Source organism: Stenotrophomonas sp. SMYL20 (assembly GCF_036320045.1).
GTDB lineage: Bacteria > Pseudomonadota > Gammaproteobacteria > Xanthomonadales > Xanthomonadaceae > Stenotrophomonas > Stenotrophomonas maltophilia_A.
Map to the genome: position 1 here is coordinate 28,763 of NZ_JAWIRT010000029.1, position 19,229 is coordinate 47,991.

The 19,229-nt window shown below is 66.5% G+C and carries 18 protein-coding genes; 8 read left to right on the forward strand and 10 right to left on the reverse strand.

The window, feature by feature from the left end:
* Nucleotides 1-289: 289 nt before the first annotated feature.
* The 4 genes from V3B48_RS18475 (at nt 290) to V3B48_RS18490 (ending at nt 4,777) form a co-directional block, all read left to right on the forward strand.
* The gene (locus V3B48_RS18475) at nt 290-1,165 is read left to right on the forward strand and encodes a tryptophan 2,3-dioxygenase family protein (protein WP_121504224.1); all 876 of its coding nucleotides are present in this window, start codon (nt 290-292) and stop codon (nt 1,163-1,165) included.
* A gap of 181 nt (nt 1,166-1,346) precedes the next feature.
* Complete coding sequence (locus V3B48_RS18480) at nt 1,347-2,846, forward strand: oligopeptide:H+ symporter (protein WP_329894197.1); 1,500 nt, start codon at nt 1,347-1,349, stop codon at nt 2,844-2,846.
* 19 nt (nt 2,847-2,865) lie between these two features.
* Nucleotides 2,866-3,471: a thioredoxin family protein gene (locus tag V3B48_RS18485; RefSeq protein ID WP_329894198.1), complete on the forward strand. Its 606-nt coding sequence runs from the start codon at nt 2,866-2,868 to the stop codon at nt 3,469-3,471.
* Between the two features lie 166 nt (nt 3,472-3,637).
* On the forward strand, nt 3,638-4,777 hold the full coding sequence (locus V3B48_RS18490; RefSeq protein WP_329894199.1) for a hypothetical protein: 1,140 nt from the start codon (nt 3,638-3,640) through the stop codon (nt 4,775-4,777).
* Between the two features lie 32 nt (nt 4,778-4,809).
* On the opposite strand, the gene V3B48_RS18495 is transcribed toward V3B48_RS18490, so the two are convergent.
* Together V3B48_RS18495 and V3B48_RS18500 are read right to left on the reverse strand one after the other, a co-directional pair.
* Nucleotides 4,810-5,865 (reverse strand): PDDEXK nuclease domain-containing protein, encoded by a 1,056-nt coding sequence (locus V3B48_RS18495; RefSeq protein WP_329894200.1) that lies wholly within the window; start codon nt 5,863-5,865, stop codon nt 4,810-4,812.
* Between the two features lie 381 nt (nt 5,866-6,246).
* Nucleotides 6,247-6,741, reverse strand: a complete 495-nt coding sequence (locus V3B48_RS18500; protein ID WP_043034279.1) for a MarR family winged helix-turn-helix transcriptional regulator — start codon at nt 6,739-6,741, stop codon at nt 6,247-6,249.
* A gap of 129 nt (nt 6,742-6,870) precedes the next feature.
* On the opposite strand from V3B48_RS18500, the gene hppD reads away from it, so the two are divergent.
* Together hppD and hmgA are read left to right on the forward strand one after the other, a co-directional pair.
* Nucleotides 6,871-7,983: a 4-hydroxyphenylpyruvate dioxygenase gene (hppD, locus tag V3B48_RS18505; protein ID WP_182266825.1), complete on the forward strand. Its 1,113-nt coding sequence runs from the start codon at nt 6,871-6,873 to the stop codon at nt 7,981-7,983.
* Between the two features lie 103 nt (nt 7,984-8,086).
* On the forward strand, nt 8,087-9,394 hold the full coding sequence (hmgA, locus tag V3B48_RS18510) for a homogentisate 1,2-dioxygenase (RefSeq protein WP_329894201.1): 1,308 nt from the start codon (nt 8,087-8,089) through the stop codon (nt 9,392-9,394).
* 81 nt (nt 9,395-9,475) lie between these two features.
* Here hmgA and V3B48_RS18515 read toward each other — a convergent pair whose 3' ends face one another.
* On the reverse strand, nt 9,476-10,009 hold the full coding sequence (locus V3B48_RS18515; RefSeq protein WP_049422941.1) for a hypothetical protein: 534 nt from the start codon (nt 10,007-10,009) through the stop codon (nt 9,476-9,478).
* A gap of 125 nt (nt 10,010-10,134) precedes the next feature.
* Between V3B48_RS18515 and V3B48_RS18520 the strand changes: the two genes are divergently transcribed.
* The gene (locus V3B48_RS18520; protein WP_049401679.1) at nt 10,135-10,788 is read left to right on the forward strand and encodes a hypothetical protein; all 654 of its coding nucleotides are present in this window, start codon (nt 10,135-10,137) and stop codon (nt 10,786-10,788) included.
* 73 nt (nt 10,789-10,861) lie between these two features.
* Nucleotides 10,862-11,827, forward strand: coding sequence for a sodium:calcium antiporter (locus tag V3B48_RS18525; RefSeq protein ID WP_329894202.1), 966 nt, complete (start codon nt 10,862-10,864; stop codon nt 11,825-11,827).
* Between the two features lie 616 nt (nt 11,828-12,443).
* Here the strand turns inward: V3B48_RS18525 and V3B48_RS18530 are convergent.
* The 7 genes from V3B48_RS18530 to V3B48_RS18560 form a co-directional block, all read right to left on the reverse strand.
* The gene (locus tag V3B48_RS18530; RefSeq protein ID WP_049401677.1) at nt 12,444-12,833 is read right to left on the reverse strand and encodes a Na+/H+ antiporter subunit G; all 390 of its coding nucleotides are present in this window, start codon (nt 12,831-12,833) and stop codon (nt 12,444-12,446) included.
* Nucleotides 12,830-13,114, reverse strand: a complete 285-nt coding sequence (locus V3B48_RS18535) for a K+/H+ antiporter subunit F (RefSeq protein ID WP_005411334.1) — start codon at nt 13,112-13,114, stop codon at nt 12,830-12,832. Before V3B48_RS18535 ends, V3B48_RS18530 begins: the two co-directional genes overlap by 4 nt.
* Nucleotides 13,111-13,617, reverse strand: coding sequence for a Na+/H+ antiporter subunit E (locus V3B48_RS18540; protein ID WP_164138189.1), 507 nt, complete (start codon nt 13,615-13,617; stop codon nt 13,111-13,113). Before V3B48_RS18540 ends, V3B48_RS18535 begins: the two co-directional genes overlap by 4 nt.
* Nucleotides 13,614-15,149, reverse strand: a complete 1,536-nt coding sequence (locus V3B48_RS18545; RefSeq protein WP_329894203.1) for a monovalent cation/H+ antiporter subunit D — start codon at nt 15,147-15,149, stop codon at nt 13,614-13,616. The genes V3B48_RS18540 and V3B48_RS18545 overlap by 4 nt, the downstream gene beginning before the upstream one ends.
* The gene (locus tag V3B48_RS18550; protein WP_032127156.1) at nt 15,146-15,538 is read right to left on the reverse strand and encodes a Na+/H+ antiporter subunit C; all 393 of its coding nucleotides are present in this window, start codon (nt 15,536-15,538) and stop codon (nt 15,146-15,148) included. The genes V3B48_RS18545 and V3B48_RS18550 overlap by 4 nt, the downstream gene beginning before the upstream one ends.
* The gene (locus V3B48_RS18555; protein ID WP_329894204.1) at nt 15,538-18,369 is read right to left on the reverse strand and encodes a monovalent cation/H+ antiporter subunit A; all 2,832 of its coding nucleotides are present in this window, start codon (nt 18,367-18,369) and stop codon (nt 15,538-15,540) included. The genes V3B48_RS18550 and V3B48_RS18555 overlap by 1 nt, the downstream gene beginning before the upstream one ends.
* A gap of 332 nt (nt 18,370-18,701) precedes the next feature.
* Nucleotides 18,702-19,187, reverse strand: coding sequence for an Mpo1-like protein (locus V3B48_RS18560; protein WP_005411329.1), 486 nt, complete (start codon nt 19,185-19,187; stop codon nt 18,702-18,704).
* Nucleotides 19,188-19,229 lie beyond the last annotated feature (42 nt).

A 19,229-nucleotide genomic window follows, 5' to 3' on the forward strand; every position in this document is an offset into this window, starting at 1 on the left:
CATGTTAAGGAACGCGTACGGAATAGCCTTCCTGCGCCGCAACACGGCGATTCCCCGTTTTACCCCTGCCGGCGGGTGGGGGGCCAATAACAACAACGTATTCAGTCGTTGCTGCAAAGCATCAGAATACGCCTCTGGCTGACCGCCAGTACAACGGCCTGGGCGGTTCCACGCGCAGGCCTGGTATCGGCCGATGCTCCACGGCCAACCGCACGCCCGGGTATGGACCCGGCGGCTGCCAGCGCGGCGGCAACGCGCTACCCTTGCCGCCCCCGATCTGGTCCCGCCCATGTCCGTCGACAACAACCAACGCGATCTCGAAGCCGGCATCCACACCGACCTGCAGGGGCGGCTGACCTATGGCGGCTACCTGCGGCTGGACCAGCTGCTCAGCGCGCAGCAGCCGTTGTCCAACCCGCCGCACCATGACGAGATGCTCTTCATCATCCAGCACCAGACCTCGGAGCTGTGGCTGAAGCTGCTTGGCCACGAACTGCGTGCCGCAATCGGCTTCCTGCAGCGTGATGAAGTCTGGCAGTGCCGCAAGGTGCTGGCGCGCAGCAAGCAGGTGCTGCGCCAGCTGACCGAGCAGTGGTCGGTGCTGGAAACGCTGACCCCGTCCGAGTACATGGGCTTCCGCGACGTGCTGGGCCCGTCGTCGGGCTTCCAGTCGCTGCAGTACCGCTACATCGAGTTCCTGCTGGGCAACAAGAACGCACAGATGCTGCAGGTGTTCGAGCACGATGCGGCCGGGCAGGCGCAGCTGCGCACCGTGCTGGAGGCGCCCAGCCTGTACGAGGAATTCCTGAAATACCTGGCCCGCTTCGGCCACGCCGTCCCGGCGGTGTACGAGGCCCACGACTGGACCCAGCCGCATGTGGCCGATGACGCACTGCAGCCGGTCTTCGAACGCATCTACCAGGACACCGATCGCTACTGGCGCGAGTATTCGCTGTGCGAGGACCTGGTGGACCTGGAGACCGCGTTCCAGCTGTGGCGATTCCGACACATGCGCACCGTGATGCGGGTGATCGGCTTCAAGCGCGGCACGGGCGGCTCGTCCGGCGTGGGCTTCCTGGCCAAGGCGCTGGAACTGACCTTCTTCCCCGAACTGTTCCAGGTGCGGACCAGCCTGCAGGCCGGGCCCCCGGCAGAACAGGGCTGATCCGTATTCAGCTTGGATCCCGGCCGGCGGCTGGATCGTTTCAGATGCAAGTTCAGGGAGCAGGCTGGCACCTGCCTCAAACGGCGTGTATTTGACGTGAACGCCAGAAGTCGGTGATCCTCGCGCGTTGCTCCAACTGCACATCGGACGTGCTCGTCATCCACCGAACCAGGAAATCCGCATGAGCGTAAACGCCACTGCGAACACCCCAGAGCCGGCGCTGCCGGACTTCAAGACCACGCTGGGCCACCCGCGCCCGTTGTGGATGCTGTTCATGACCGAGTTCTGGGAGCGCTTTGCGTTCTACGGCATCCGCTGGGCCTTGGTGCTGTACATCGTCGCCCAGTTCTACAACGGCAGCGCTGCTGGTGAAGGCGACGCCAGCCGCATCTACGGCGCCTACCTGGCCCTGGTGTATGCCGCAGCGATCTTCGGTGGCTACGTGGCCGACCGGGTACTGGGTTACCAGCGATCGATCCTGACCGGCGCGATCATCATGGCCGCCGGCCTGTTCATGATCTCGCTGCCGCAGGAGCACATCTTCAAGCTCGGCCTGGCCACGATCATCGTCGGCAACGGCCTGTTCAAGCCCAACATCTCGACCATGGTCGGCAAGCTGTACGGCCTGAAGGACGAGCGCCGCGATTCGGGCTTCACCATCTTCTACATGGGCATCAACATCGGCGCGATGATCGCTCCGGTGCTGACCGAGTACCTGGCCCGCAAGGTCTTCGGTACCGACGCGATGCCGTCCTACAAGGTCGTGTTCATCGCCTCGGGCGTGGGCATGCTGATCTCGCTGGTGTGGTTCTACATCGGTCGCGCCGGCCTGAAGGGCATCGGTGCACCGCCGGCCGGCGCTGAAGGCTTCGGCCGCATCATCATGGTGCTGGCCGGTGCCGTGGTCGCCATCCCGGTCGCCTACTTCCTGCTGGCCACCGGCGCCACCGCACTGGCCTGGATCCTGGGCGCGATGTTCACCGCGCTGGCCATCCTGCTGCTGGTCGAGGGCATCCGCGAAGGCAAGGTGCAGCGCGACCGCGTGATCGCGATGCTGATCATCTTCGCCTTCAATGTGATGTTCTGGATGTTCTTCGAACAGGCCGGCAGCTCGTTCACCTTCCTGGCCGAGAACATCGTCAACCGCCAGTTCGGTGACTGGACGTTCCCGACCGCGTGGTTCCAGTCGGTCAACTCGGTGGCCATCATCACCCTGGCGCCGATCATCGCCTGGATCTGGGTGGCCATGGGCCGCGCCAACCCGTCCATTCCGCGCAAGTTCGGCCTGGGCCTGCTGTTCAACGGCGCCGCCTTCGCCCTGCTGATGTACGCGCTGTCGCAGATGGTCGTGGACGGCAAGATCCCGTTCTGGACCCTGTTCATGGTCTACGTCATCCAGTCGGTGGGTGAGCTGTGCCTGTCGCCGATCGGCCTGTCGATGGTGACCAAGCTGGCCCCGGTGCGCCTGGTCGGCTTCGGCATGGGTGGCTGGTTCCTGTCCACCGGCATCGGCAACAACCTGTCGGGCATCTTCGCTGGCGTGGTCAGTGGTGAAGGCGGCATGACGGTCGAGTCGGCCCTGAAGGGGTATACCTTCGGGTTCTGGGCCCTGATCGGCTCCGGCGTGGTGCTGTTCCTGGTCGCCCCGCTGATCAACAAGCTGATGCACGGCGTCAAATGATGATGAGAGGGTAGTAGGCATGCGCAGCAAGCTCGGTGGTGCAGTGGTGGTGGTCTGTGTGGCGCTGATTGGCGCCTGTTCCCAACCGCAACCGCCTGCCGCCGCCGAGCCTACGCAGCCGCTGGATACCCGACCCACCGAGCCACCGGTCGCTGACCCCAGCGAACCGGTGGCCTCGGGCAACACCCCGGTGGCGGCGGATATTGCCGCCATCGCCGGGCTCGGCGCGCAGTTCGACCCGGCCCGCAACCCCGCCGACGATCTGGCCACCGCCAAGGTGGAAGCCCAGCGCGGCAAGAAGCGCATCCTGCTCGAGGTCGGCAATGCTGCCTGCGATCGCTGCCGGGCGCTGGACGAGCTGGTGGAAGGTAACGGTGATCTGCGCCGCTTCCGCGATGCCCACTACGTGTGGGTAAAGGTCAACGCCAGCGACGAACAACCCAATACCGCTTTCTTCGCCCAGTTCCCGATGATGGAACGCGACTACCCGTACCTGCTGGTACTCGATGCCGATGGCGGACTGCTGGTGTCGCAGGCGACCGGCGAGCTGCGCAAGGGCGAAGCCTTCCAGCCCGCGCGCGTGACCGCGTTCCTCAAGCAGTGGGCACCTGACAAACCGGAATAGGGTAGTGCCGGCCGCTGGCCGGCACAGAGGTGCATCCACGCCTGGCGCGGCTCTACTGTGGGTGCGGTCACACTCTCTGAAACGGCGTCTCAACTTCACCGCACGTACGCCGTTACCGGCAAGGACCTCAGTCGACATCCCGTCGATGCAACCTTCCGGAACGCCCATGCACAGCGACCACGCCGAACGACTGCCCGAACCTGCCAGCGACCTGGCCGAGGCTGGGGCAGGCGAGGGCGTGACCCTACCGCCGCAGGAGGCGTTGCTGGATGACGCCGGTACCGGCGAGGACACCGTTGAACTGGCACCGCCGCGTCACCGCCTGCCGCAGATCGCGCTGCCCGACAACGTGGTGCTGAAGGGGGCGGTGCAGAAACTGGTCGAGCAGAAATCACGGCTCGATGCATTGGCCGCCGACGGCCAGCTGGCCGGGCTGCTGCCGCCGGAATGGCAGGGCCATGGCGTGCGTGCGATCGAACTGTCCACGTTCATCCAGGGCGTGCTGCCGTTCCTGCAGCCGGGCGAACGCGGCGAAACCGCGTCGGCGCGCCTGCCGGTGCGCCACGTGCTGGGTGACGACAGCCGCTGGGGCTTGGAGGACGTCTCTGAACCAAAGTCGCTAGCCTGGTACCTGGCCAGCGACGAGCGCGCCACCGCCGGCAGCAAGGACGTGGCGGAGGCCTATCTGGTGGGTGCATTGGGGCTGGCGTGGATGCAGGAAGGGCGCAGCCGCCCCGGCTTCCTGCGCGCGATGGGCCAGGAGAGCCTGGCCGCGCGGGTGACCATGCTCGGCTACCCGCCGGCCAACGAACTGGCGCTGTACAGCGTCACCGCGCACGGCCAGCCGCAGATCTGGTGCGTGCATGGCCGCCGCCGCATGCGCCCGCTGGTGGCGCCGTGGCTGAGCGTGCCGCTGCTGACCGCCTACGGCGTGCCGGCACCGGTCGCGTGGCCGTCCAGTTTCCCGCCGGTGGAGGCGGTGGCCGAACTGCTGGCGACCGCACGGCATGGGCGCGCGCTGCCGGAAGTGAACCTGGGCAAGGTCGTGGCGAAAATCGCCGAAGACACCGCGTCTGACGCCTGGCAGCCGGTCAGCCTGCTGCAGCTCAACACCTGGTCACCGCGTTGGCACTTCTTCCTGGGCACCTTCGTCGGCCTGCCGTCGCTGCTGCTGGTGGCTGCCGCGCTGGCGCTGCCGGGCGCGGTTGAAGCGGCCACGGTTGCGGCTTCGCTGGGCTTTGCCGGTGGCGCCATCGCGGCGCTGGCAGTGCCGTGGATCCATGCACGGCGCAAGCATCTGAGCTGAGGCGTGGGGTGCCATCCATGCACGGCGTGGATCTACAGGGGGCTGGGTGCCGCGGTCTGCTGCTGTTGCCGGGCCCGCTCCATGGCGGTCTGCAATCTCTGCTTGAGGACCTCACGAGAGGGCAGGCTGGTCAGGTACTCCGCGACGTGGATGCCTGAGCGATCCAGCTCCAGCAATTCGATCTGACCCGCCTTCTTCCCCGTGCAGAGGATGATGCCCAACGGCGCCTGCTCGCCGTCCTCACGTTCGTAGCGGTCCAGCCAGCGCAGGTAGAGTTCCATCTGCCCTTTATAGGCGGGCTTGAACTCGCCGATCTTCAGCTCGATGGCGATCAGCCTGCGCAGACGCCGGTTGTAGAACAGCAGGTCCAGGTGGAAGTCATCGCCGTCGATCTGGATGCGCTTCTGGCGGGCGACGAAACTGAAGCCCGTGCCAAGTTCGAGCAGGAAGCCCTGCATCTCGCGAAGGATCGCGCTTTCAAGGTCCTGCTCGTCCCAGCTGTCCTTCAGGCCAAGAAAATCCAGGACGTAGGGATCACGCAGTACCAGCCCTGGAGACAGCTGCTGGTTGCCACGCAGTGCCGCCAACTCATCGGCGATGGTCTGCTCGGGTTGACTGGAAAGCGCCGTGCGCTCGTACAACATCGAATCGATGCGCTGGCGCAGCATGCGCACACTCCAGCCCTCGGTGGCGGCCATCTGCGCATAGAAGTCACGCTTGAGCGGATCCGCCAGGGGGATCAGTGCGATGAAGTGGGTCCAGCTCAATTGTCGTATCAGCGATACGACAATCTGCTCGTCCGCAAATGCGGTGGAGAACTGCACCATCCGGCGCAGGCTCTTTTCACCGAAGGAGGTACCGAATTCGGTCGTCAGCGCCTTGGCTATCCGGGTGAAGACAAGCTCTCCGTAGCGGGCCCGTCGGCCCCTCAACTGATCAGCGTGGATGCGCCGCCCGATCCGCCAGTACAACAGCGTGAGCTCGCTGTTGATGGTTCTGTGCATCCTGTTGCGCGCCGCGCAGATCAGCTCTCTGAGATCGGCCAGCAATTCCTGGCCATGCGGCAGCGTTGAATGCGAGTCATCCATGAGGGGGCCCGTCCGATGTGGATCCATGGCCGGGCTGATACCCGTTGAACGTTTACCGTTAGGCCGCACACGTGAGCAGTCCAATAGGAGAATTCACTGGATCAGCCCGTTTCGATACACCAGCCTGGCGGAAACGGGCCGTATCGGGCCAATGCGGAAATGTCGCCGGGCGAGGGCGACACTTCAGGACGGGACCTGCGGGGGGGTAATGCGTCCGATGGCATCGTCTGCGGTCGGTCCGCAGTCCGCCAAAGAGCGGGTCCCGTCAGATCAAAGGGGGCGGACGACAATCGCCCAGCCACTGTTCCGCTGCCGGTCGGGGTCGGAACCCGCGATCTGGGGGGCCAAAACGACTTAATCCCCTCCGTCCCCTTTTTTCTTTCAGACCCCTTCGCCCATCCGCTCCAGGCCTTCGCCGGCCAGGCGGAGGATCAGTTTTTCCAGCACCTGCTCTTCCTCTTCGCTCAGCACCGACATCAGTTTGCGGGTGATCTCGATCACCATTGGCGCGATGGTCTCGTAGACCTCGAAGCCGGCTGCCGACAGCGCCAGCACCGAGCGGCGGCGGTCGTCGCCGTGGGTCTCGCGCTTGATGAAGCCACGCTCCAGCAGGCGGGCCACGGCGCGGCTGACCGCCACCTTGTCCATTGCCGTGCGGTCGGAGACCTCGCTGGCCGAGGAGCCCGGGTACAGCGCCAGGATGGTTATCACCCGCCACTCGGGAATCGCCAGACCGTAACGATCGCCGTATAGCTTGGCGATGTTGCCGCTGACCCGGTTGGACAGCACGCTCAGCCGGTACGGCAGGAACTGTTCCAGGTCGAGCAGGACGTGCGAGGAACGCAGGCGGGTCGAAACGGGATCGGCGGGGCTCATGTTGCGGTGCACCTTGCTGGTGGTTTCAAGTGTAACTATAAGGGGTAGGTCCAGACCCTGCATTCTCGCCGGGTCCCTACCTGCCCGCACCTGGTTTGTACCGATGCGGTACCGATTCGGAGCCACGCCATGAATACCGCAGTCCCGACCGCCTCGCACCCCAACCCCGGCATGCAGGTCACCACCTTCGAGAACCCGATGGGCATCGACGGCTTCGAGTTCGTCGAATTCGCCGCCCCGGCCGGCCGTGGCCAGGAGCTGCACGAGTACTTCCGGAAGATGGGCTTCAGCGCGGTGCTCAAGCACAAGCAGCGTCCGATTACCGTCTATCGCCAGGGCGACGTCAACTTCCTGGTCAACGAAGACCCCGATTCGTTCGCCTCGGACTTCGCCGAAAAGCACGGCCCGTGCGCCTGCGGCTTCGCCATCCGCTTCAAGAAGCCTGGCCAGGAGGTCTACCAGACCGCGCTGGGCAACGGCGCCGAAGCCATCGCCTTCAAGCCGGACAGCAAGGCGGTCAACGCGCCGGTCATCAAGGGCATCGGCGACTGCATGCTGTACCTGGTCGACCGCTACGGCAGCGCTGGCAGCATCTTCGACGGCGACTACGAGCCGATCGCCGGTGCCGACCTGCACCCGGTGGGCTTCGGCCTGACCTTCATCGACCACCTGACCCACAACCTGTACTTCGGCAACATGCAGCAGTGGTCGGACTACTACGAACGCCTGTTCAACTTCCGCGAGATCCGCTACTTCGACATCAAGGGCCTGAAGACCGGCCTGGTGTCCAAGGCGATGACCGCGCCGGACGGCATCGTGCGCATTCCGCTGAATGAATCGTCCGACCCGAAGAGCCAGATCAACGAGTACCTGGACGCGTACAAGGGCGAGGGCATCCAGCACATCGCCTGCTTCACCGAGAACATCTACGAGACCGTCGAAGCGATGCGCGCGCAGGGCGTGGACTTCCTCGACACGCCGGAGACCTACTTCGACGTGATCGACCAGCGCGTGCCGAACCACGGTGAAGACGTGGCGCGCCTGGCCAAGAACAAGATCCTGATCGATGCCGATCCGGAAACCCACCAGCGCAAGCTGCTGCAGATCTTCACCCAGAACTGCATCGGCCCGATCTTCTTCGAGATCATCCAGCGCAAGGGCAACGAAGGCTTCGGCGAAGGCAACTTCACCGCGCTGTTCGAAAGCATCGAGCGCGACCAGATCCGCCGCGGCGTGCTGTAACGTTCAACGGTAGCGCCGGGTCATGCCCGGCGCCTGCTCATCTGTAGAGCCGAGCCATGCTCGGCTGCTTTCCGTTCCGGTCTCGCCGTACCCAGGAGCCCCCATGTCCACCGCCATCACCGCCCGCGGCTACCAGTCCGGCTTCGGCAACGAATTCGCCACCGAGGCCGTCGCCGGCGCGCTGCCGGTCGGGCAGAACTCGCCACAGAAGGTGGCCCACGGCCTGTACGCCGAACAGCTGACCGGCACCGCCTTCACCGCGCCGCGCGGCAGCAACCGCCGCAGCTGGCTGTACCGGATCCGCCCGGCGGTGACCCATGGCGAGTTCACCCCGTTCGCGCAGTCGCGGTTGCAGTGTGATTTCGGCGCACAGCCGGCCTCGCCGAACCAGCTGCGCTGGAGCCCGCTGCCGCTGCCGGAATTGCCGACCGACTTTGTCGAAGGCCTGTACACGATGGGTGGCAACGGCTCGCCCGACGCGCATGCCGGCGTGGGCATCCACCTCTATGCCGCCAACCGCGACATGGTCGGCCGCTACTTCTACGATGCCGATGGTGAACTGCTGATCGTGCCGCAGCTGGGCGCGCTGCGCCTGCTGACCGAGCTGGGCGTGATCGAGATCGAGCCGCAGCAGATCGCGGTGATTCCGCGTGGCGTGCGCTTCCGCGTCGAACTGCCCGATGGCCCGAGCCGTGGCTACATCTGCGAGAACTACGGCGCGCTGCTGAAACTGCCGGACCTCGGTCCGATCGGGTCCAACGGCCTGGCCAACCCGCGCGACTTCGAAACCCCGCACGCGGCGTTCGAGGATGTCGATGGTGATTTCGAACTGATCGCCAAGTTCGAGGGCCGCCTGTGGCGTGCGCCGATCGACCATTCGCCGCTGGACGTGGTGGCCTGGCATGGCAATTACGCGCCGTACCGCTACGACCTGCGCCGCTTCAACACCATCGGTTCGATCAGCTACGACCACCCGGATCCGTCGATCTTCCTGGTGCTGCATTCGCCCAGCGACACGCCCGGCACCAGCAACATGGACTTCGCGATCTTCCCGCCACGCTGGCTGGTGGCGCAGAACACGTTCCGTCCGCCGTGGTTCCATCGCAACATCGCCAGCGAGTTCATGGGCCTGGTGCATGGCGCCTACGATGCCAAGGCCGAAGGCTTCCTGCCGGGTGGCGCATCGCTGCACAACTGCATGAGCGGCCACGGCCCGGACGCGCCGACCTTCGACAAGGCCTCCAATGCGGACCTGTCCAAGGCCGATGTGATCAAGGACACGATGGCTTTCATGTTCGAGACCCGCGCAGTGATCCGCCCGACCGCACAGGCGCTGGCCGCCGGCCATCGCCAGGGCGATTACCAGCAGTGCTGGAACGGCCTGCGCAACAACTTCCGGTCGTCCCGCTAGCTTGGTGGGTGCCGACCTTGGTCGGCACGGATCCTGATCGCATCCACGCCATGCGTGGATGTTCTCCGCCGGAACCTGCGCTTACGCCACCTCCGCGAACGCGTCGCAATGCTCCAGCGGCAGCGCTTCCAGCAGGCGCTGGCGTACGCGCTGGCAATAGCCGTCCGAGGTCAGCCCGGGCAGCATCTGCATCGCCGACTGCAGCCGCTGCAGCACCTCGTCTTCCGCACGCGCCTGCTGCAGGTCGCGGAACAGTGCAGCCGCCTGCGGGTGGCGCTGCATCTCCAGGATGCCCAGCACATAGATGCGCGCGGCCACCAGCGAGCGGCGGCGTTCGACCGCGGGTGCAGCAAGTGCTGCAGGTGCGGCTGCCGGCGGTGTGGGCACCGGCGCTACCGCGGTTGCGGGCGACGGTGCTGGGACGCCAGTGCTCAGGTACCCCGCCTGCACAAGCTGGATGACCATCGCAGGTGCGTCCTGGCCGAGCAGGCCGGTCAGGTCGGCAATGGTGCGCTGGCCGTCGCACAGGATCAGCAGCCGTCGCTGGCGCATGTCCAGCGGCGCGCGGTGGGCCTGCAGCGCGGTTCGGGCGAGATCGGTCTTGCGCGGTTGCATGGAAGGGACGGCCAGATCGGTGCTCGCCGAGCCTGAACGAAGGCGATGAAACCGCGATGACAATGCAGCGCCTGCACACAGGATGGGCTAGCGTGCAGCCACCTTCGTGCCAGGGAACCGCACCGATGAAGCACCTTCCGCTTGCTGGTCTGTTGCTCCTTTCGCTCACCGCCTGCGGCGGCCAGGACAAACAGGGGGCGGCCGGCAGCGGCAGCGATACCCCGGCCGAAACCGCCTCGGCTACCGGGCCCGCGCAGTCGACGGATCCTGATCTGGCAGCCCGTCCAGCCAATGACCGCCGCGAGGACAGTCCCGCGCACCTGGAGGGCTTCGCCGGCGCGAAGCTGGGCGCCGGCATCGCTGAGGTCCGCAGTGGCTTCGGCGCGCCGTTGCAGGGGCTGGGCACCGATGCCAGTGGCAAACCGCTGCCGGTCGACGACAGCAACGATGGCTGCTATTTCCTGCGACCGCAGAATGCCGAAGACCCGCGCCTGATGATCGAAGGCCGCAAGCTGGTGCGCTACGACGTGCGCAGCGCCGCCATCATCGCACCGGGCGGCGGCAAGGTCGGCATGACCCTGGGCGAGTTGCAGGTGCTGTATCCCGAGCGCGGTGACGTCGGCCCCGACAAGTACGACGAGAAGGCCCAGCACCTGCGCGTGCGTCCGGCGCAGGAGGGTGGGGCGGTGATCGACTTCGCGCTCGGTGCGGACGGTCGGGTCGGCGCGTGGCGGGTCGGGCAGACCCCGCAGGTCGATTATGTGGAAGGCTGTGGCTGATCCTTGATCTACGGCCCAGCCATGCGCGCGGGGCCAGCGTAGAATCGCGCCACGACCGCTGGGGGAGTGCTCGATGATCGCCATTGCCATTTCCTGGTTCCTGCTCGGCCTGCTGCTGCTGGCGCTGGGCGGGGACTCCATCGTCAAGGCCGTGTCCGGCCTGGCGCAACGCTTCGGGGCCAGTCCGTTCACGGCTGGCCTGTTGCTGCTCGGCGTGACCACTTCGCTGCCGGAACTGGCGGTCAACGCGCGCGCGCTGGCGGTCGGTCAGCCGGAGCTGGCGCTGGGCAACGCGGTGGGCAGCAGCATCGTCAACCTGGGCCTGACCCTGGCCGTGGCGGCCATGGCTGCGCCACTGCTGCTGCGCGCGCGCCTGCAGACGGTGCTGTGGTGGTCACTGCTGGCGGCAGGCGTGCTGCTGATCCTGTTCGGTCTTGATGGTGGCCTGGCACGCTGGGAGGGCGGCGTGCTGCTGGCCGGCTTCATCGTGGTGCAGGTGCTGCTGCTGCGCCGTGGTCGCAGCGAGAGTGCGGAGGTGCAGGCAGCCATCGCCGAGTCCGCACTCAGCCGCACCAGCCTGCCGTTGAATGTACTGCGGGTGCTGATCGCCGCGCTGGCCCTGTACTGGGGCGCACGCCTGGTGGTGGGGGCCGCAGCGGACTTCGGTACTGCACTGGGTTGGACGCCGCTGCTGGTCGGTCTGCTGCCGGTCGCGATCGGTACCGCGCTGCCGGAGGTGGCAACCGCGATTGCTGCCGCACGCCGTGGTCATGGCGACATGGTGCTGGGCCACGTGCTGGGTTCCAGCGTGGTCAACCTGTTGCTGGTGATTGGTGCGATGGCCGTACTGCAGCCGCTGGCCCTGCCGGCCTCGTTCGTGCGCCTGGAACTGCCGGCGCTGCTGGCCTTCGCACTGGTGCTGTACCCCATGCTGCGCGGCGACCTGAAGATCAGCCGCGGCGAAGGCGCGATCCTGCTGGTCGCGTTCGCGGGCTGGTTCGTGCTGGAGCTGCTGCTGGTGGGTGCCCCGGCGTTGTAAATCCACGCCACGCGTGGATGCGGTTGGCTCCGTGCCGACCCACGGTCGGCACCCACCGGTCCACCCACCGATGATGCGGTAGCTGCCAACCTCGGTTGGCACTCAGGGAAACAAAGCGCCGACCAAGGTCGGCCGCTACCGGGCATTGCAGTCGGTAGATCCACGCCATGCGTGGATGCGGTTGGTTCCGTGCCGACCAAGGTCGGCACCTACCGGTCACCTCGCCGATGATGGGGTAGCTGCCAACCTTGGTTGGCACTCGGGGAGCAAAGCGCCGACCAAGGTCGGCCTCTACCCGGCATTGTGGTCGGTAGATCCACGCCACGCGTGGATGCGGTTGGCTCCGTGCCGACCAACGGTCGGCACCCACCGGTCAACCCACCGATCACCCGGTAGCTGCCAACCTTGGTTGGCACTCAGGGAAACAAAGCGCCGACCAAGGTCGGCCGCCACCGGGCATTGCGGTCGGTAGATCCACGCCATGCGTGGATGCGGTTGGCTCCGTGCTGACCAACGGTCGGCACCCACCGGTCCACCCACCGATGATGCGGTAGCTGCCAACCTTGGTTGGCACTCAGGGAAACAAAGCGCCGACCAAGGTCGGTCGCTACCGGATTCACCGGTTCTGCGTGGTCTCTTCTTCCCGCACCGGTTCCGGCGGCGGCAGCTGCTCTTCGGCGGCCGGTTCGTTGCCCGGCAGGCTGGGGCGGGTTTCCATCAGCAGCGACAGCGCGGCCTTGGCCATCATGTGCGCGCTGATCGGTGCGGTGATGAACAGGAACACGGTGATCAGCAGCTCGCGCGGCTGCGGGTCCTGGCCCAGGAAGATGTGGTAGCAGACCGAACACACCAGCACGCAGCCCACGCCCAGCGTGCTGGCCTTGGTTGGTGCGTGCAGGCGCTTGAAGAAGGTGGACAGCTTCACCAGGCCCAGTGCGCCGACCAGGATGAAGAAGCAGCCGAACAGCAGCAGGATCGACAGGCCGATCTGGATCGCGGTGATCATTCGACGATGTCCCGGCGCAGCACGAACTTGCTCAGCACCACGGTGCTGCCGAAGCCGAGCATGGCGATGATCAGCGCGGCCTCGAAGTAGATCGGCGAATTGAGGTACATGCCGAACAGCATCAACTCGGCGATCGCGGTCACCGACAGGGTGTCCAGCGCGAGGATGCGGTCGGGCACGGTCGGCCCGCGCAGCAGGCGCCAGGTGGCCAGCAGCATGGCCAGGCCGACCACGTGCATGCACACCACCAGCGTGGTCTGGATGACTTCAAAACCGGTCATGGGAAGATCTCCATCAACGGCGCCTCGTAACGGCGCTTGATCGTATCGATCAGGTCCTGCGGATCCTCCAGGTGCAGCACGTGCACCAGCAGGTACTTGCGGTCGTCACTGAGCGCAGCCGAGACCGTGCCCGGGGTCAGCGTGATCATGCTGGTCAGCGCGGCGATGCCATGGATGTTGGCAATGTCCAGCGGCAGCCAGATGAAACCCGGGTGGATGTTCTTTTCCGGGCCCAGCACCTGGATGGCGACGCGGATGTTGGACATCAGGATGTCCCACAGGGTGACGCACAACAGCTTGGGCAGCGGCCGCAGCGTGCCGATGCGGGCGAATTCGCGGTCCAGGCGCGCGGCGAACAGCGGCACCACCACGCCCAGCAGCAGGCCCAGCACGATCTGGCCGAGGGTGAAGCTGTCGGACATCAGCAGCCAGAACGCCACCACCATGATGCTGAGCATCGGTGAGGGAATGATGCGGCGGAACAGGGAGCGCTGGGCGGTCATGGCTGGCGGATCTCCGGCGTGGTCGCGCGCAGCTGCTGCACGTACTCGCTGGGGTGCAGCAGCTGTGCAGCGGTGGCGTCGGTGTAGCGCATCAACGGGGCGGCAGCCAGGGTCATGCCGATGCCATAGGCCAGCAGGATGCAGGCGGCGTACAGCTCGACCCGGCGCAGGCGTGCCTTGCGCGGCTTCGGTGCATCGGGGTCGACTGGCGGCACGCGCCAGAACAGGCGGATGCCGCCGCGGGTCAGGCCCATGATCACCAGCAGGCTGCTGACCAGCACCGCGGTCCAGACCGGGCCGGTGTACTGCGCCGGCATGCCGGCCAGCAGGGCGGCCTTGGCCAGGAAGCCGGAGAGCGGCGGCAGGCCGGCCACCGATACCGCGCCGATCAGGAACAGCACCGCCGGCGTTTCCTTGCCCGGCATCGGCGCGACCACTTCCTTGCGGTCGCTGGCGCCACCGCGGCGGCGGCGGATCAGGTCGGCAATCAGGAACAGTGCGGCGGCGACGAAGCTGCTGTGTGGCAGGTAGTACAGGCCGGCGGACAGCACCTGCGGCGTGCCTACCGAGAAGGCGATGAACAGCGTGGCTGCCGAGACGATCACCAGATACGAGATCAGCACGCGCAGGCGCGTCGCGGCCAGCGCACCGAGGCCACCCAGCACCAGCGTTGCCACGCCCGCCCACAGCAGCCAGTCGCGGCCATAGCCGGCCATCGCGCCCGCGTCATCGCCGAACCACAGCATCTGGATGCGCAGCACCGAGTACAGGCCGACCTTGGTCATGATCGCGAACAGCGCCGCCACCGCCGCCGGCGCGCGCGAATAGGCTTCCGGCAGCCACAGGTACAGTGGCATCAAGGCGGCCTTGGCGCAGAACACCAGCAGCAACAGGCCCATCGTGGCCTTTACCAGCGTCAGTTGCGCCGGTGGCACCTCGGCGATGCGCTGCGACAGTTCGGCCATGTTCAATGAACCCAGCGAGGCGTACAGCAGGCCCAGCGCGATCAGGAACAGGGTCGAGGCGGTGACGTTGAACACCACGTAGTGCAGGCCGATGCGCATGCGCAGGCCACGGCCACCGCTGAGCAGCAGGCCGTAGGAGGCGATCAGCATCACCTCGAAGAACACGAACAGGTTGAAGATGTCGCCGGTCAGGAATGCGCCATTCAGGCCGACCAGCTGGAACTGGAACAGTGCATGGAAGTGCGGCGCGCGGCGGTCCCAGCCCGAGCAGGCATGCAGCAAGCAGGGAATGGCCAGCAGCAGGGTGGTCAGCAGCATCCACGCCGACAGCCGGTCGGCCACCAGCGCGATGCCCAGGCGCGACGGCCAGTCGCCGAGCAGGTAGACGTTGATCTCACCAGTGGCGGTGGTGGCAAACAGCAGGCCCACCGCCAGCGCCAGCGCCGACAGCGCAGTCCAGGCCACCGCGCGCTGCACCTTGGGGCCATAGCGGCGGTGTTCGACGAACAGCGACAGTGCAGCACCCAGCAGCGGAATCAGGATGGGCAGGATCACCAGGTGGTTCATGCGCGGTCCTCGCCCTGGCGCGGCAGCATGCGCTCATCCTGCAGGTCGTCATCCGGCTCGTGGGCGTCCACATGATCGCTGTGGTTGTCGCTGCGGCTGCGCATGGCCAGCACGATGCTGACCGCGGTCATCGCGAAGGCGATCACGATCGCGGTCAGCACCAGCGCCTGTGGCAGCGGATCGGTGTAGTTGCCCAGGTGACTGTCCACGCCTTCCTGCAGCACCGGTGCCTTGCCCAGCACCACGCGGCCACCGGCGAAGATCAGCAGGTTGGTGGCGTAGGACAGGAAGGTCATGCCGAGGATCACATCGAAGCTGCGCGCACGCAGCAGCAGGTAGATGCCGATGGCGGTCAGTACGCCGATCGCGGTAGCCAGGGCCAGTTCCATCAGTGCATCTCCCCGGTGCGTGCCGAACGGCGTTGCAGGTCGATCTCACCCTTGCGGGCAGTGCGGGTACGCGACGGCTTGATCGTGCCCATCATCGACAGCATCAGCATGGCGCCACCGAACACCACCAGATAGACGCCGATGTCGAAGCCGATCGCACTCGCCAGCGGCACGTCGCCGATCAGCGGCAGGTGCAGGTCGAGGTGGCCGCTGGTCAGGAACGGCACGCCGAACAGCATCGACGCGCTGCCGCTGAGCAGGGCGATCAACAGGCCCATGCCGATGCAGCGGATGTAGTCGAAGCCGAAGCGCGACTCCACCGACGCGGTGCCCTGGATCACGTACTGGATCAGCAGCGGCACCGCCAGCACCAGGCCGGCGATGAAGCCACCGCCCGGCGCGTTGTGGCCGCGCAGGAACAGGAAGATCGATACGGTAAGCGTCAGCGGGAACATGATCTGCGCCAGGTCGGCCGGCACCGGCAGCTTGATCGGCGGGCCGGGCATGATCTGCTCCGGCGCCATCCGCGTGCGACGCAGCAGCGCATGCACCACCAGTGCGGCGATGCCGAACACGGTGATCTCGCCGAAGGTATCGAAGCCGCGGAAGTCGACCAGGATCACGTTGACCACATTCTGGCCGTAGGCCTCGGGCAGGGCACGGGCGAGCAGCTCGCCGGCCATGGTGTTCGGCGGCAGCGTCATCGCCGAATAGGCCAGCGCACCCAGGCCGGCGCCGGCGATGATCGCGATCACCGCATCGCGGCGCTTGCGCCAGCGCGGCCGCTCCGGCCCGGACTGCGCGGGCAGGTAGTTCATGCCCAGCAGCATCAGCACCAGGGTCACCATCTCCACCAGCAGCTGGGTCAGCGCCAGGTCCGGTGCGGACAGGAACACGAAGGTCAGCGCCACCATCAGGCCGACGCCGCCGACCAGCAGCACCGCCAGCAGGCGCTGCTTGTAGACACGGAGGGTGGCAACGGCGCAGGCCATCATCACCAGCCACAGCACCCAGCCCAGCAGCGGGATCGGCTGCGGCGCGGTCCAGTTCGGCGAGGCCGGGTTGGCCACGAACGGCGCGGCGGCGACCGCGATCGCCACCAGCACCAGGCCCAGCAGCATGCGCTGCAGGCTGCCATTGGCGATGCCGTTGGTCAGGCGCATGGCCAGCGCGGAAAGGGCATCCAGCTGCGCATGGAACACGTTGCGGCCGGTGGTGCGGGTTTCCACCCCGTGCAGGTTGATCAGCTTGCGCAGGCCAAAGTACAGCGCCACGCCACCGACCACGCCGATCGCGCTCATCGCCAGCGGCAGGTTGAAGCCGTGCCATACGGCCAGGCTGTACTCGGGCATGGCGTTGCCGAGGATCGAGGCCGCAGCGGCATGCAGCACTGGCGCCACGGTCAGTGCCGGGGCGATGCCCACCGCCACGCAGATCACCACCAGCAGTTCCACCGGCACCTTCATCCAGCGCGGCGGCTCATGCGGCACGCGGTCGAGGTCGTGCGGGCCGGGGCCGAAGAAGGTGTCGTGCACGAAGCGCAGGCTGTAGGCCACGCCGAACACACCGGCCAGCAGCGCCGCGATCGATACGGCCGTGCGCATCGCGCCCGGGCCGCCACCGGCGGTCAGCGCTTCGGCGAACAGCATTTCCTTGGACAGGAAACCGTTGAGCAACGGGATGCCGGCCATCGCCAGCGAGGCGATGATCGCCAGCGCGCTGGTGAATGGCATCAGTTTGCGCAGGCCACCCAGCTTGCGCATGTCACGGGTGCCGGTTTCGTGGTCGATGATGCCGGCGGCCATGAACAGCGAGGCCTTGAAGGTGGCGTGGTTGAGGATGTGGAACACGCCGGCCACCACCGCCATCGGCGTGGACAGGCCGAACAGCAGGGTGATCAGGCCCAGGTGGGAAATGGTCGAGTACGCCAGCAGGCCTTTCAGGTCGTGCTGGAAGATCGCATTCCAGGCACCGATCAGCAGGGTCAGCGCGCCGATGCCGCTGACCGTGTAGAAGAACAGGTCGCTGCCGGCCAGTGCCGGGTGCAGCCGCGCCAGCAGGAACACACCGGCCTTCACCATGGTGGCCGAGTGCAGGTAGGCCGAGACCGGCGTGGGCGCCGCCATCGCGTGCGGCAGCCAGAAGTGGAACGGGAACTGCGCGCTCTTGGTGAAGATGCCGGCCAGCACCAGGAACAGGGCGTAGGGGTACAGCGCGCTGGCGCGGATCTGCTCGCCGGCGGCCAGCACCACGTCCAGGTCGAAGCTGCCGACGATGCGGCCGATCAGCAGCACGCCACCGAGCAGGGCCAGGCCACCGCCACCGGTGATCACCAGCGCCATGCGCGCGCCCTCGCGGGCATCCTGGCGGTGCGACCAGAAGCCGATCAGCAGGAACGAGCTGATGCTGGTCATTTCCCAGAAGATCATCAGCAACAGCAGGTTGCCCGACAGCACCATGCCCAGCATGGCGCCCATGAACAGCAGCAGGTAGCAGTAGAAGCGGTGGGCGTTGTCCTGCTGGCTCAGGTAGTAGCGCGCATACAGCACCACCAGCGCGCCGATGCCGAGCACCAGCCCGGCGAACATCCAGGCCAGCCCGTCCAGGCGCAGGGTGAAGTCCAGGCCGATCTGCGGCAGCCAAGGGACCATCGTCCGCACCACCTGGCCGTCGAGCACCGACGGGGTCAGCCAGCCGAGGATGGCCAGCCCGCCCAACGGCGCCAGCGCCGCCAGCCAGGCAGCAGTCGAGCGCGAACTACGGGGGAAGGCCGCAACAGCCGCTGCCATCAGGAACGGCAGGGCCAGCAGCAGGGGCAGGCTGGGGAGCATGCAGGGAATCCATGATTCACGAGCAGGTCAGGGAGGATAACAGGCTGCGAAATGTCGCCGAAACCCATCGAACAGCGATCAATTGCATGTAACGTCCGCTGATTCATTTTTTCTGCAGCGCAGCATCACGTTGCTGCGGTCCCTCCCCGGTTGCCCTCGGGGACACCCTACGCCGACGCAGGGAGACCGCAGGCCCTGTCGCACAGGGGCTGCCGTCGACGGGCGGGCGATGGGGAACGGATCACCGGTGCAGGCTGGCAGGGCCGTCGTGGAGTGCGGGTGACGGAATCTGCCCGTTCAGGAAACGAGGGGCAGCGTCGGCCACGGGCAGGTCAGTAGCGCCAGTCGAGCTTGCGGTAGAACTTGGCCATCACCCAGGCCGGGCCGATCAGCAGGTAGGTCAGGTCGGTCAGGAAGCTGGGCTTGCGGCCCTCGAACTTGTGACCGATGAACTGGGCGATCCAGGCCACAACGAATACACCCACCGCCAGCCAGAACAGGTTATGCAGGCCGATCTCGGCCTCCAGCAGCCTGCACAGGCAGCCGAACACGAAGAACTGGATGAGCATGCCGATGCCCAGCGGGCGCGACAGCTTGTTGTAGAAGCACCAGGCGCTGAACATCGCGAACGCCGACCAGATGCCGTACTGGAACCAGGTGATCAGCGGCGGCAGGCACCACAGCAGGGCCACCACCGACCACAGGATTGCCGGCACCGCCACCACGTGGATGCGCTGGTTGATGACATTGCGGTGGTCGTCGGAGTAGCTGGCGAAATAGCGGTCGATCGGCCGCGCAAGCTCGGTGGATGTCTGCATGCTGCGTTGCTTCCTCGGACAACGGTAGTGGGGGGGGGGGGG

Bases quoted from the DNA above. Each gene is read 5' to 3' on its own strand.
- V3B48_RS18475 (WP_121504224.1), top strand. From the start codon at position 290: ATGTCCGTCGACAACAACCAACGCGATCTCGAAGCCGGCATCCACACC.
- V3B48_RS18480 (WP_329894197.1), top strand. From the start codon at position 1,347: ATGAGCGTAAACGCCACTGCGAACACCCCAGAGCCGGCGCTGCCGGAC.
- V3B48_RS18485 (WP_329894198.1), top strand. From the start codon at position 2,866: ATGCGCAGCAAGCTCGGTGGTGCAGTGGTGGTGGTCTGTGTGGCGCTG.
- V3B48_RS18490 (WP_329894199.1), top strand. From the start codon at position 3,638: ATGCACAGCGACCACGCCGAACGACTGCCCGAACCTGCCAGCGACCTG.
- V3B48_RS18495 (WP_329894200.1), bottom strand. From the start codon at position 5,865: ATGGATGACTCGCATTCAACGCTGCCGCATGGCCAGGAATTGCTGGCC.
- V3B48_RS18500 (WP_043034279.1), bottom strand. From the start codon at position 6,741: ATGAGCCCCGCCGATCCCGTTTCGACCCGCCTGCGTTCCTCGCACGTC.
- hppD (WP_182266825.1), top strand. From the start codon at position 6,871: ATGAATACCGCAGTCCCGACCGCCTCGCACCCCAACCCCGGCATGCAG.
- hmgA (WP_329894201.1), top strand. From the start codon at position 8,087: ATGTCCACCGCCATCACCGCCCGCGGCTACCAGTCCGGCTTCGGCAAC.
- V3B48_RS18515 (WP_049422941.1), bottom strand. From the start codon at position 10,009: ATGCAACCGCGCAAGACCGATCTCGCCCGAACCGCGCTGCAGGCCCAC.
- V3B48_RS18520 (WP_049401679.1), top strand. From the start codon at position 10,135: ATGAAGCACCTTCCGCTTGCTGGTCTGTTGCTCCTTTCGCTCACCGCC.
- V3B48_RS18525 (WP_329894202.1), top strand. From the start codon at position 10,862: ATGATCGCCATTGCCATTTCCTGGTTCCTGCTCGGCCTGCTGCTGCTG.
- V3B48_RS18530 (WP_049401677.1), bottom strand. From the start codon at position 12,833: ATGATCACCGCGATCCAGATCGGCCTGTCGATCCTGCTGCTGTTCGGC.
- V3B48_RS18535 (WP_005411334.1), bottom strand. From the start codon at position 13,114: ATGACCGGTTTTGAAGTCATCCAGACCACGCTGGTGGTGTGCATGCAC.
- V3B48_RS18540 (WP_164138189.1), bottom strand. From the start codon at position 13,617: ATGACCGCCCAGCGCTCCCTGTTCCGCCGCATCATTCCCTCACCGATG.
- V3B48_RS18545 (WP_329894203.1), bottom strand. From the start codon at position 15,149: ATGAACCACCTGGTGATCCTGCCCATCCTGATTCCGCTGCTGGGTGCT.
- V3B48_RS18550 (WP_032127156.1), bottom strand. From the start codon at position 15,538: ATGGAACTGGCCCTGGCTACCGCGATCGGCGTACTGACCGCCATCGGC.
- V3B48_RS18555 (WP_329894204.1), bottom strand. From the start codon at position 18,369: ATGCTCCCCAGCCTGCCCCTGCTGCTGGCCCTGCCGTTCCTGATGGCA.
- V3B48_RS18560 (WP_005411329.1), bottom strand. From the start codon at position 19,187: ATGCAGACATCCACCGAGCTTGCGCGGCCGATCGACCGCTATTTCGCC.